The 13096-nt window shown below is 67.0% G+C and carries 9 protein-coding genes and 1 tRNA gene; 6 read left to right on the top strand and 4 right to left on the bottom strand.

The features are described 5' to 3' along the window. Positions 1-2 precede the first annotated feature (2 nt). Positions 3-1397: a cystathionine beta-synthase gene (locus ACVT6V_RS13360; protein ID WP_489900238.1), complete on the bottom strand. Its 1395-nt coding sequence runs from the start codon at positions 1395-1397 to the stop codon at positions 3-5. Between the two features lie 136 nt (positions 1398-1533). Between ACVT6V_RS13360 and ACVT6V_RS13355 the strand changes: the two genes are divergently transcribed. Further along, positions 1534-2460 carry an SGNH/GDSL hydrolase family protein gene (locus ACVT6V_RS13355; protein WP_489900237.1) on the top strand — a complete coding sequence of 309 codons (927 nt, stop codon included), beginning with the start codon at positions 1534-1536 and terminating at the stop codon, positions 2458-2460. A 154-nt stretch (positions 2461-2614) separates the two neighbouring features. Then, positions 2615-3838 (top strand): acetyl-CoA C-acetyltransferase, encoded by a 1224-nt coding sequence (locus tag ACVT6V_RS13350; protein WP_489900236.1) that lies wholly within the window; start codon positions 2615-2617, stop codon positions 3836-3838. A gap of 125 nt (positions 3839-3963) precedes the next feature. Here the strand turns inward: ACVT6V_RS13350 and ACVT6V_RS13345 are convergent, their stop codons facing one another. From ACVT6V_RS13345 to ACVT6V_RS13335, 3 genes are all read right to left on the bottom strand, one after another. Then, positions 3964-5469 (bottom strand): MDR family MFS transporter, encoded by a 1506-nt coding sequence (locus ACVT6V_RS13345; protein WP_489900235.1) that lies wholly within the window; start codon positions 5467-5469, stop codon positions 3964-3966. A gap of 226 nt (positions 5470-5695) precedes the next feature. Further along, positions 5696-6553, bottom strand: a complete 858-nt coding sequence (locus ACVT6V_RS13340; protein WP_489900234.1) for a Bax inhibitor-1/YccA family protein — start codon at positions 6551-6553, stop codon at positions 5696-5698. 120 nt (positions 6554-6673) lie between these two features. Next, positions 6674-8962, bottom strand: a complete 2289-nt coding sequence (locus ACVT6V_RS13335) for an MMPL family transporter (protein WP_489900233.1) — start codon at positions 8960-8962, stop codon at positions 6674-6676. Positions 8963-9153: 191 nt separating this feature from the next. Here ACVT6V_RS13335 and ACVT6V_RS13330 point away from each other — a divergent pair, with 191 nt between their 5' ends. The 4 genes from ACVT6V_RS13330 to ACVT6V_RS13315 all read left to right on the top strand — a co-directional run bounded on the left by ACVT6V_RS13330 (position 9154) and on the right by ACVT6V_RS13315 (position 13062). Then, positions 9154-10272 carry a phosphotransferase family protein gene (locus ACVT6V_RS13330; RefSeq protein WP_489900232.1) on the top strand — a complete coding sequence of 373 codons (1119 nt, stop codon included), beginning with the start codon at positions 9154-9156 and terminating at the stop codon, positions 10270-10272. After that, positions 10273-11394: an Rv3169 family protein gene (locus ACVT6V_RS13325; protein ID WP_489900230.1), complete on the top strand. Its 1122-nt coding sequence runs from the start codon at positions 10273-10275 to the stop codon at positions 11392-11394. A gap of 17 nt (positions 11395-11411) precedes the next feature. Then, positions 11412-12944 carry an alkaline phosphatase family protein gene (locus ACVT6V_RS13320; RefSeq protein WP_489900228.1) on the top strand — a complete coding sequence of 511 codons (1533 nt, stop codon included), beginning with the start codon at positions 11412-11414 and terminating at the stop codon, positions 12942-12944. A gap of 44 nt (positions 12945-12988) precedes the next feature. Beyond that, positions 12989-13062, top strand: a tRNA-Leu gene (locus tag ACVT6V_RS13315). The last annotated feature ends 34 nt before the right edge of the window (positions 13063-13096 follow it).

Genomic DNA, 13096 nt, shown 5'->3' with positions numbered 1-13096 from the left:
TCCTATCCGACGATCGGGTGACTGGAGACAAAGGACAGCAGGTCGTGGCGGGTGATCACACCGATGGGCTTGCCGTCCTCGACCACCATCAGGGCGTCGGACTCCGACAGAGCCTTCGTGGCCGCCGACAGCGGCTCACCGGAACCGATGAGTGGGAACGGGTCCCCCATGTGTGCCGAGACCGGATCGGCCAGGCTCGCGCGTCCCTCGAACACCGCGCTGAGCAGATCACGTTCGGTCACCGCACCGGCCACCTCACCGGCCATCACCGGCGGTTCGGCACCGACGACCGGCATCTGGGACACGCCGTATTCACGCAGGATCTCGATGGCGTCGCGCAGGGTCTCCTGCGGGTGGGTGTGCACCAGGTCGGGCAGGGCGCCGGTCTTGCCGCGCAGCACGTCGCCGACGAGGGACTCCTTTGCCTTGCCGTCCAGCGGGCTGCGGAGGAATCCGTAGCTGCTCATCCACTCGTCGTTGAAGATCTTCGCCAGATAGCCGCGGCCGCCGTCGGGCAGCAGCACCACGACCACGGCGTCGGGGCCCTCACGCTCGGCGACCTGCAGGGCGGCGACGACCGCCATCCCACACGAGCCACCGACCAGGAGGCCTTCCTCGCGTGCGAGACGCCGGGTCATGTCGAACGAGTCGGCGTCGGACACCGCGATGATCTCGTCCGGGATCGACGGGTCGTATGCGGTCGGCCAGAAGTCCTCGCCGACTCCCTCGACCAGGTACGGACGACCCGTGCCGCCCGAGTACACCGATCCCTCCGGGTCGACGCCGACGACCTTCACCTTCCCGCCCGAGACCTCCTTGAGGTAGCGGCCGGTGCCGGTGATGGTGCCACCGGTGCCGACGCCGGCGACGAAATGGGTGACCTTGCCCTCGGTGTCGGCCCAGATCTCTGGGCCGGTGGTCTCGTAGTGACTCTGCGGACCGGCCGGGTTCGAGTACTGGTCGGGCTTCCAGGCGCCGTCGATCTCGTCGACGAGGCGATCCGAGACGCTGTAGTAGCTGTCGGGATGCTCCGGCGGCACCGCGGTCGGGCACACGACCACCTCGGCGCCGTAGGCACGCAGGACGTTGCGCTTGTCCTCGCCGACCTTGTCGGGGCACACGAACACGCACTTGTAGCCCCGCTGCTGTGCCACCAGCGCCAGACCGACACCGGTGTTGCCGGAGGTGGGTTCGACGATCGTGCCGCCGGGTTTGAGCGCCCCGGACTCTTCGGCTGCCTCCACCATCCGCACGGCGATGCGGTCCTTGCTACTGCCGCCCGGATTGAGGTACTCGATCTTTGCTGCGACCAGGCCCGAGCCGGGTTTGGTCACCGAGTTGAGCTTGACCAACGGGGTGTTGCCCACCAGGTCCACGACGTGATCAGCGATACGCATACCGTCCATGGTCCCAGAGTCGCGGAAAGCGATCGGAACCCGGGATGGAATCGGACTCCGGCCATCTGTGGCGGGGACTTCGTCCGGCCCGCGACTAAGCTGGGCGCCGTGTCCGAGATCCAGTGGCCAGGTCGTCATGGACAGCAACCGACTGCTGCGTGACGTCGGCGCCACCGTGGCGGCGACCGCGGCGAGCGCAGGCGCCTCGTGGGCGGCCTACAACTACCTCAACGGTCAGGCCGCCGAGGCGCGCACGGTGATCCCGCATCGCACCGACGACGCCCCCAACGGCGACGGCGTCTACCTACCGGACGGCACCGGGCCGCACCGGTACACCCGAGACACCGAGTTCGATCTGTACCTGGTCGTGTTCGGGGATTCGACGGCGGCCGGCCTCGGCGTGGACACCGCGGATCAGACGCCCGGCGTCCTGGTCGCACGTCGGGTGGCCGCGGAGACCGGGAAGGTCATCCGCTACGCCAACAAGGCCATCGTCGGCGCCACCTCCAAGGGGCTGGCCGCGCAGGTCGACGCGATGCTCATCACCCGCGAGCGCCCGGACGTGGCGGTGATCCTGATCGGCGCGAACGACGTGACCGCGACCAACGGCATCCTGTCGTCGGCGCGGCGGCTCGGCGAGGCCGTCACGTTGCTGATCGACAACGGCGCCGAGGTGGTCGTCGGGACCTGCCCCGATTTCGGTGTCATCACGGCGATCCCCCAGCCGCTGCGTTCGGTACTGCGCCGCTGGGGCCTTCGGTTGGCGGCCGCGCAACGCAGCGCGGTGCGCGCCGCAGGCGGCAGGCCCGTGCCGATGGCGGATCTGCTCGCGAAGGAATTCCTCGCCAAGCCCGAGCACATGTTCTCGCCGGATCAATATCATCCGTCGGCCGCCGGATACGCGCTGGCCGCCGACATTCTGATCCCCGAGGTCCTCGAGGCCATCGGCGAATGGGGCCCGGTACCGCTGCCGCAGCCACCCGAGGTCTCCGAGTCCGTCGAACAGAATCGCGTCATCAGCCGGGTGCGACGCCTGGTCGGACGAAGTCCCGACCGTCCGTAGAGGCCAGGCGGACGAAGTCCCGACCGTCCGTAAAGGCCAGTCGGACGAAGTCCCGACCGTCCGTAGAGGCCAGGCGGACGAAGTCCCGACCACTGACGAAAGCGCAGTCGGACGCGGACCGAACCAAGCAGGTGCTAGGGGGTAATCTGACCCCATGCCTGAAGCAGTGATCGTCGCCCATGCCCGCTCCCCGATCGGCCGTGCCGGAAAGGGATCCCTCAAAGACGTCCGCCCCGACGAACTCTCCCGTCAGATGGTGGCGGCAGCCCTCGCCAAGGTTCCGCAACTCGACGTCGCCGACATCGAGGACATCCACTGGGGCATCGGTCAGCCCGGTGGCCAGGGCGGCTACAACATCGCTCGCGTGATCGCCGTCGAACTCGGCCTCGACCACGTGCCGGGAGTCTCGGTCAACCGCTACTGCTCGTCGTCGCTGCAGACCACGCGGATGGCGATGCACGCCATCAAGGCCGGCGAGGCGGATGTGATCATCTCCGGCGGCGTGGAGAGCGTCTCCAGCTTCGGCGTCTCCGGTGGCGCCGACGGCGCACCGAACTCCAAGAATCCCGTGTTCGACGACGCCATGGCCCGCACCGACAAGACCGCCGAGGGCGGCGCCGGAGCGTGGCACGACCCGCGTCAGGACGGCTTGATCCCCGACGTCTACATCGCCATGGGGCAGACGGCGGAGAACGTCGCGAGCTTCACCGGCATCTCCCGTGAGGATCAGGACCGTTGGGGTGTGCTGAGCCAGAACCGTGCCGAGGAGGCCATCAAGGCCGGCTTCTTCGAGCGCGAGATCGATCCGGTAACACTGCCCGACGGTACGTCGGTGACCACCGACGATGGTCCCCGCGCGGGCACCACCTACGAGAAGGTGTCCCAGCTCAAGCCTGTGTTCCGGCCCGACGGCACCATCACCGCCGGCAACGCCTGCCCGCTCAACGACGGTGCGGCCGCGCTGGTGATCATGAGTGACACCAAGGCCAAGGAACTCGGCCTCACCCCGCTGGCCCGCGTCGTCGCGACGGCGGCCACCGGGCTGTCCCCCGAGATCATGGGCCTCGGACCGATCGAGGCGATTCGCAAGGTGCTGCGGATCGCGGGCAAGACGATCTCGGACATCGACCTCGTCGAGATCAACGAGGCCTTCGCCGTGCAGGTGCTCGGTTCGGCGAACGAGCTCGGCATCGACCACGACAAGCTGAACGTCTCGGGTGGCGCGATCGCGCTCGGCCACCCGTTCGGCATGACCGGTGCGCGCATCACCACCACGTTGCTCAACAACCTGCAGACCCACGACAAGACCTTCGGCATCGAGTCGATGTGTGTCGGTGGCGGGCAGGGCATGGCGATGGTGCTCGAGCGCCTCAGCTGACCCGGCTTCCCGGCGGCCGACGCCGCTCACCCAGTTCGTTCCTGCTCATCCGTCCGGGTGCGCGGGAACGAAATGGGTGAGCGAAATCGTCTCACACGGGGTCAGGTCTCACACGGGGTCAGGTCTCACACGGGGTCGGGCAGCTGGGTGTCCGACACTTCGGCCCTCTGTTCGACCGGCGCATCGGCGGGCTGGGCGACCGTCGGTTTGCGGACGAACAACACGATCACGATCAGCACGAGGCTGAGCAGGCCTGCGACGGTGAAGACGCGCTGCACGCCGTGGCTGATCGCCTCGGTCTCCGCCACGCCCGCGCCCTGATCTGCCGTCGACACCACGGTCATCACGGTGATGAACAACGCGGTACCCGCGGCGCCGGCAACCTGCTGGAAGGTTCCCAGCACCGCCGAACCGTGCGAATACAGTCGCGGCTCCACAGATCCCAGGGCGAGCGTCATCAGCGGCGTGAACGTCGCGGCCAAGCCCAGACACAACAGCGCATTGGCGCCGAGCAACAACCACACCGTCGTCGACGGGCTCACCCCCACCAGCATCCACACCCCTGAGCTGACGGTGAGCGCTCCCGGGATCGCCAGCACCCGCGGTCCGCGCAGGTCGTAGATGCGGCCCACGATCGGGCCGGCGAGACCCATGATCAGACCGCCCGGCAGCGTCAGCAGGCCGGTCGTCAACGGGTCGAGCCCGAGGACGGTCTGCGCGAAGTAGGGCACCACGATGAACGTGCCGAGCATGGTCGCCATGGCCACCACCATCGCCGCCATGGCCAAGGAGAACTGTCCGGAGCGGAACACCCGGAGATCCAGCAGTGCGCGGTCACTGCGTTGGAGCACGAACTGACGGCCGATGAACGCGCCCAGCGCCAGCACACCGATGGTGAACGGAATCCAGACGGGCACCGCGGAATCAGACTCGGCGGACTCACCGATTCCGGCGAGTCCGTAGACCAGACCGCCGAATCCCAGGACGGCCAACGGGATCGACCAATAGTCGATCGGGCTCTTCGTCCGTTCGCCGACCGGTCGCACGAACACCGCGCCGAGGATCAGCGCCGCCGCCGCGATGGGGGCGACGAAGCCGAAGATCCATCGCCATCCGAAGTGATCGAGGATGAAGCCGGACACCGTCGGGCCCAGTGCCGGGGCCACGGCGATGACCACAGAGATGTTGCCCATCATCACGCCGCGACGCTGCTCGGGGACCACGGTCATGACCGTGGTCATCAGCAGCGGCAACATGATCGCGGTTCCGGTCGCCTGGACCACCCGGGCGAGCAGCAGGACTTCGAAACCGGGCGCGGCGAAGGCGATCACGGTTCCGGCGGTGAATGCCGACATCGCCGCGACGAACAGGGTGCGGGTGCCGAAACGTTGGATCAGGAATCCCGTCAGCGGGATCACGACGGCCATGGTCAGCATGAAGGCGGTGGTCAGCCACTGACCCACGCTGGGCGGGACGTCGAGGTCACGCTGCAGCACCGGGATCGCGATGGTCATCACGGTCTCGTTGAGGATGACCACGAACGACGCCACGAGCAGCACGGCGATGACGAGCAGGTTCTCGCGGGAGAGGCGCGCCTCGGAGGGCGGAGGCGGCAAGGGGGCAGCGGTCACGGAATGTCCTTCCAGGGAGGAACATCAGCCTGTCGGCGATGGCGTCTGATGATGTGACTCGGTTCGACGACGAATCTCATCGGCCGTCGTGACGCTGCTCAGCACATGGCAGGCAACGCTACCGACATCGCCGCGAGGACGTCGACTCAATTTTCGGCGGCACCGGCCCGGACACGACGAAACCCCGCACCGTGGCAGGCGCGGGGTCTCGTCGGTGTCGGGTCTCCTAGTCGGAGTTGAAGTAGCTCAGCAGGCGCAGGATCTCGACGTAGAGCCACACCAGGGTGACGGTGAGGCCGAGTGCCACGCCCCAGGCAGCCCGCTCAGGGGCTCCGGCGCGGATCAGCCGGTCGGCGGCGTCGAAGTCGAGCAGGAAGCTGAACGCGGCCAGCGCGATGCACACCAGTGAGAAGATGATCGCCAGCGGACCGCCGTTGCGCAGTCCGAAGCCTTCCCCGCCGTTGAAGAATCCGATGACCAGGTTGCCCAGCATCAGCACGATGACGCCGATCATGCCGGCGAACAGCATCCGGGTGAAGCGCGGGGTGACGCGGATCGCGCCGACCTTGTACACGAGCAGCATGCCGAAGAACACGCCGAACGTGCCCAGGACCGCCTGACCGATGAGCGCTCCGGCGGAGGTGTCGTCGGCGACCACCATGTTCGCGAACACGAACGAGATGGACCCGACGAACAGACCCTCGAAGGCCGCGTAGGCGAGCACGATCGCCGGGTTGTCCTGCTTGCGCCCGAAGGACGCGACCAACACGAGCGCGAGGCCGCCGAGCGCGCCGACCAGCATCAGCGGCGAGGCCAGCGCGACGTTCGAGTTCACCGCGAAGTAGGTGGCGATCGCGGAGATCGTCAGCACACCGAGCGTGATGGCGGTCTTGGTCACGACGTCGTCGATGGTGAGTTGGCGGCTGACCGCGGGCGCCTGACGCGTGTACGGATCGGTCGGCCGTCCCTGCTGGTTCCACATGGCACCCTGGCCGGCGGCGGCCGTCCCGGCGCCGAAGCCGGCGTAGCCGGTCTGGTTATCGCGGACCACGCCGCGCATAACCGGATTGCTGCTCTCTCGCACCTGTGTGCTCCTTCGTGCTTGTTGGTCTGCAGTGACAACGGGTACAGATGCCGTCGAGTTCCGACTTTACCTTCTCTTGACTTTCGTGTCGTGCGGCAGCGGCCGGTTGCGGTCCACAGCTCACCCGATGCGGGGCGCGACCGGATCCTTCTCGTCCGGCCCCGCGAGGCCTTGCCGATCGCCTGCGGTCACGGCGGGCCCCTCGGACAGGCCGATGCGGTCGTGCAGTCGCCGCAGCGGCCCCGGCGCCCACCAGTTGAGGCGGCCCGCCAACCGCATGAACGCGGGCACGAGCAGCATGCGGATCAACGTGGCGTCCATCAGTACCGCAAGGGTCAAACCTACGCCGAACATCCGCATGAAGGAGACCTCGGACGCGACGATACCGGCGAAGACGATGCTCATCAGCAGCGCCGCGGCGGTGACCACCCGTCCCGTGCGCGCCAACCCGACCGCGACCGCATGATCGCTGCTGGATTTGCTCCGGTCAGAGGCCAGCCACTCCTCCCGGATACGACCGAGCAGGAACACCTCGTAGTCCATCGACAGTCCGAACGCGATACAGAACATCAGCACCGGGATGGTCGCGACGAGGTAGCCGGTCGGGGTGGTGCCCAGCGCACCGAGGTGACCGTCCTGGAAGAACCAGACCATCGCGCCGAACGTCGCCGACAGCGAGAGCACGTTGAGGACGAGCGCCTTCAGCGGCAGCACGACACTGCCGGTGAACAGGAACAGCAGGACGAATGTCGCGGCCGCGATGATGGCCAGTACCCAGGGCAGGTGAGCGTAGATGGCGTCGACGGTGTCCTTGTTGGTGGCCGCGAGCCCGGTGAACAGCACCTCGGCACCGTGTGGGGGTTCCACGGCACGCAGGTCGTCGAGCTGGGCCAGCCCTTCGTCCCGCATCGGTTCCACCGCGGTCGACACCGTGATGATGGAGGTGTCACCGCGGGTGTCGGCCGGGTCGCCGGGGGCGACGGCCCGACCATCGACGAACGCTCCCGCCGACGACGCCGCCGCGTCGACGCGGTCGACTTCCGACAGTGCCGACGTGTATGCCGCAAGACTCTGCTCGTCGGCGACACCTGTGACCACGATGGTCACCGTCGACGCCATGTCGTCGGCGAAGTCCTCCCGAATCTCCTGTTGGATCGCGTGTGACGAGGCCGACTCGGGAAGGACGCGATCGTCGGGGAACCCGAACCGGAGTCCGAGGAACGGCGCGCCGAGGACCAACAGGAATATCGTTACGACCAGCGCGACGGGCGCCGCGTGGGCCATCACGAACCGGACCAATCGATACCATCGCGACTCCTCGATCGGCCGCTGGGGCGGTGGCGGCCGTCGCAGCAACCGCCGCGCCAGTCGTCGGACGTCGAGCGCGTCGACCCGCGGTCCGAGAACCATGAGCAGCGCCGGGGTGAGGATCAACGCGGCGAGCGATGCCACCACCACGACACCGATCCCGGCGTAGGCGAACGAGCGCAGGAAGTACATCGGGAACACGATGAGCGCGGTCAACGACAACGCCACGGTCAACGCCGAGAACGCCACCGTGCGCCCTGCCGTGGCCATGGTCGTCAGAATCGCGGCGGGCCGCTCGGCGCCACCGGAGACCTCCTCGCGATAGCGGGTCACGATCAGCAGCGTGTAGTCGATGGCCAGCGCCAGGCCCAGGGCCGTGGTGAGGTTGAGGGCGAAGATCGAGACGTCGGCGAACTCGGAGATGAGGCGCAGCAAGGCGAACGTGCCGACGATGGCCACGAGGCCGATGACCACCGGCAGCGCGGCGGCCACCAACCCACCGAACACGACGATCAGCACCACGAAGCTGATCGGGATCGCGATACCCTCCGCGACGGCGAGGTCCTTGGCGGTCTGTTCGTTGACCTGGTTGAACACCAGGGCAAGGCCGCCTACCCGGACGGAGATCCCTTCTCGCTCACCGGTGAAGGCCTCGGCGATCTCCTTCGCGTATGCCGGGGCGTTCTCCTCCCCACCATCGATCGCGATGACGATCAGGGCCGACGTCGCGTCCTCGCTCACCAACGCCGATGCCATGTTCGGGTTCTGCCAGACCGACAGGATCGGACGCTGGACATGGTCGATTCCCTCGAGCTCGCCGACGATGCCCAGGCCGACCTCGCGTGCGGTCGGATCGGTTGCCATGTCCATCCCTGCCGGACCGTCGAGTTTCACGACCACCTGCATGCCACCGCGGTCGAACGTGTCGGACAGGATGTTCTGGGCTCGCGTCGATGAAGCGTTCGGATCGCTGTAGCCACCGGCGAGGAGATGCGACGCGGCGCCGGCTCCGTACAGCCCGGCGAGCACGAGCAGGAGGACTGCAACGCCGAGGACGACACGCGGCGCCCGGATGATCAGCTCGGTCGACCTCGCCAACATGGGTGCTCCCGACGGTTTGATTGCGAGCGTTGAACATCGGCGCCGCCGACGCTGGTCAATTGTCCCATCTCGGACCACGGAGCCACAGTCATCGAATCGGTCGACCGGATCTCGTCGACTCCGCCCGCCCGACGCCTGGAACGTGTTCTAATTCTCTCCGCCCGACCCCTACTCGCCCACGGGATGTCCTGATGCCGGAAACCGATTCAACCGACCCCAACGAGGTCGCACGTCCCACGTCGTCACGACGCGATCCCGATTGGCTGAGGTCCCGCCTTGCGCGGTGGCTGCCCGGGGTCACCGGTGCCCCCACCACCGTGACCCGTCTCGAGATCCCCTCGGCCAACGGCATGTCGAGTGAGACGATCGTGCTCGACGCCGAGTGGGACGACTCGGCCCACCAGCTCGTCGCCCGGGTGGCCCCGCTGCCCGAGAGCGATCCGGTCTTCCCCACCTACGACCTGGACCGCCAGTTCCGGATCATCGGGCACGTCGCGTCCACCACCTACACGGCGTTGCCGCCGCTCTACTGGTCCGAGCCCGATCCGGAGCCACTCGGCGCACCGTTCTTCATCATGGGCCGTATCGACGGCGTGGTACCGCCGGACGTGATGCCGTACACCTTCGGCTCCTGGCTGACCGAGGCGTCCGGCGGTCAGCGGGCGACGTTGACGGAGAAGACGATCGAGACGCTGGCGATGATCCATTCCGCTCCCGTTCCGAAGGAGTTGCTCGATCAGCCGGGTCCGGGCGAGACACCGTTGCGGGCGCACGTGAGGCGTCTGCGCGAGTTCTACGCGTGGGCGTCGCAGGGCCGTCGCGGTTCACCGCTGATCGACCGCGGATTCGATTGGGTCGAGACCAACCTCCCTGCCGAGTCCGAGCCGGTGCTGACGTGGGGTGATGCGCGGATCGGCAATGTCATCTACCGCGACTTCGTGCCCGCAGCGGTACTCGACTGGGAGATGGCCGCCTACGGGCCACGAGAACTCGACGTCGCGTGGTTGATCTTCCTGCATCGCTTCTTCCAGGATCTCGCGGAGATGGCAGGCATGCCCGGGCTGCCCGACTTCCTGCGCCGCGACGAGGTGGCACAGATCTACCAGCGCACCAGCGGTCACGAACCGCGCGACCTCGGGTTCTACCTCACCTACGCGGCACTCATCCATGCCGTGGTGATGTTCCGCATCCAATCCCGCGCAATTCATTTCGGCCAAGCCGAGGAACCCGCTGACACCGACGACATGATCCTGCATCGCCCCACCCTCGAGGCGATGCTGGCCGACACCTACTGGGAGAAGGTCCGCTGAATGCTCTCACCCATGGACGACTACCCCATCCATCAGGTCGCCGAGGTCATCCGACATGTGCAGACCTCCGACCGCAACTTCTATGATCGGTACTACTTCAACTGCCATGGACCGGATGCGGATTCGCCGTGGCTGATCGTGGGACTCGGCGTCTACCCCAACCTCGGTGTGACCGACGTCTTCGCGGTCGCCCGGCTTCACGACGAGCACATCGTGGTCCGGGCGTCCCGCGCCCTGGGTGCCGACCGTGCCGACCTCACCGTCGGCCCCTTCCGCATCGACATCCTGGAAGGCCTACAGCGGCTGAGGGTTTCACTCGCGCCGGGACATGGCGACCTCTCGTTCGACCTCACCTTCGAGGCCGACGGTCCAGCAGTTCTGGAGCCACGGCACTTCCTGCGCCAGATCGAACGGGTCACCTTCGACACCCAGCGATTCGTCCAGACCGGCGGCTGGTCGGGGTCGATGACGGTCGACGGCCGACAGTTCGAGGTCGCCGCTCCCGCATGGCGCGGTAATCGGGACCGGTCGTGGGGTGTGCGTCCGGTGGGTGAGCCGGAACCTGCCGGCCGCAGAGCCGATGCGCAGGTGTCGGGCACGTTCTTCTGGATCTACTCGGTGATGAGGTTCGCCGACCATGCCATCGTCGTGGTCGTGCAGGAGACCGAGACCGGCGAACGCGTCATGGACGACGCACGCAAGGTCTTCGACGATCCGGATCGCGAACCCGAATGGCTCGGGCATGTCTCGCACGAGATCTCGTTCATCCCGGGCACCCGCGAGGCGGCGGCGGCCACTCTGCGTTTCGTCCGGCCCACCGGAGCCGTCACCACCGTGACCTGTCAACCCGAGATCGCGAACTACCTCGGCATCGGAACCGGTTACGGCCTCGAACCCGACTGGCGACACGGAATGTGGCAAGGCGAACTCAAGGTTTCCGATCTGCACCTGAAGATCACCGACCTGGACCCGATCATGAAGATGCTGTGCGTGACCGACCATGTCGCCCGATTTGTCGTATCCGACGGCGAGACAGACCAAACCGGCGACGGGTTGTTCGAATTCGCGGCGATCGGACCACATGAGCAATACGGCTTCACCGAGTATGCTGACCCGGCCTGACACGTCCGAGGAGTCTGATGTCCAACGTTCCGTTCGCCGGTTTGTCGCGGCGCGAGTTCCTGGCCCGGGTGGCCGCCGTCGGCGGTGGTGCACTGCTCACCTCGTGGGCCGCGCCGATCATCGACAAAGCCTACGCATCGGCCGACCCCGCGGGCACCGGTTCCCTGAAGGACATCGAGCACATCGTGCTGTTCATGCAGGAGAACCGCTCGTTCGACCACTACTTCGGAACCTATTCCGGGGTACGCGGTTTCGGCGAGAAGTCCAAGGTGTGGAAACAGCACGGCTGGGCTCCGGGCGCCGGGCCGTCCACCGGCTACACGCTCCCGTTCCGCTTGGACACGCGCAACGACGCCAATCTCGACGGCGAGTGCATCAACGATCCCGACCATTCCTGGGCGGGGTTGCATCAGGCGTGGAACGGCGGCCGAAACGACGCCTGGTTGCCGATGTCGATCAAGTCGGTCGGTCCGGCGAACGCGCCGGCGCTGATGGGTTACTACGAGCGTGAGGACATTCCTGTCCACCGGGCACTGGCCGAGGCGTTCACCTTGTGCGACAACTACCACTGCTCGGTCCTCGGACCGACCGATCCCAACCGCCTCTACTGGATGAGTGCCAGCATCGACCCGGCCGGTACCCACGGCGGTCCCCTGCTGGAAACCCCGACGCTGATACCGAAATTCGTCTACACCTGGCGGACCATGCCGGAGAACCTTCGTGACGCCGGGGTGAGCTGGAAGATCTACAACAACAAGGACCTCGGGCCGGTGTCGAGCGTGGCTCTCGACGGGATGATGGGCTGTTTCAAGCAGGCCCAGAACCCCGGCTCGGAACTCGCCCGCCGCGGGATCGCACCCACCTACCCCACCGGGTTCGCGGCCGATGTCGCCACCGACCGCCTGCCCAAGGTGTCCTGGGTGATCCCGTCGGCGATCAACTGCGAGCATCCCGCGCTGCCCGCCGCCCTCGGCGCCGTCGGCATCGTCGAACTACTGAACATCCTGACGTCGAATCCGAAGGTCTGGGAGAAGACCGCCCTGATCATCAGCTACGACGAGAACGGCGGCTTCTTCGATCACGTCACCCCGCCAACCCCGCCCCCGGGCACCAAGGGCGAGTTCGTCAGCGTTCCCGACATCAACAAGGTGCCGTCGTCGGGCGGAATCCGCGGTCCGATCGGACTCGGCTACCGCGTCCCGTGTTTTGTGATCTCGCCGTACAGCCGCGGCGGACTGGTCGCCTCGGAGACCTTCGACCACACCTCGCAACTGCGGTTGATCGAGAAGCGATTCGGTGTCGACGTGCCGAACCTGACCCCGTGGCGGCGGTCCGTCGTCGGCGACATGACCTCGACCTTCGATTTCGCGCATCGCCCGAACGCGGCGCGCCCCCGTTTCGGTGATCCTGTTCCCGACGCACAGAACGCGCTGCGGCAATGTGGACCGAACATCGCCGCGGGCACGCTCGGGTACGGACGCCCGTACCCGGTACCGCCGAACTCGATGCCTCGCCAGCAGCCCGGCACGCGTCGTTCGCCGAGCGGATAGTCCACGCAGAGGACCCAACCGCGACATGGCACGATGGTCGGCGCGCCCCCATAGCCCAATTGGCAGAGGCAGCGGACTTAAAATCCGCCAAGTGTCGGTTCGAGTCCGACTGGGGGCACGGGTGGATCGCCGCAAGTACACGAAGAACTCCC

The sequence above is a fragment of the Gordonia sp. LMA167 genome, from assembly GCF_058130025.1.
The sequence above is the reverse complement of the archived record's forward strand: the minus strand, read 5'-3'. Positions and strand labels throughout refer to the sequence as shown.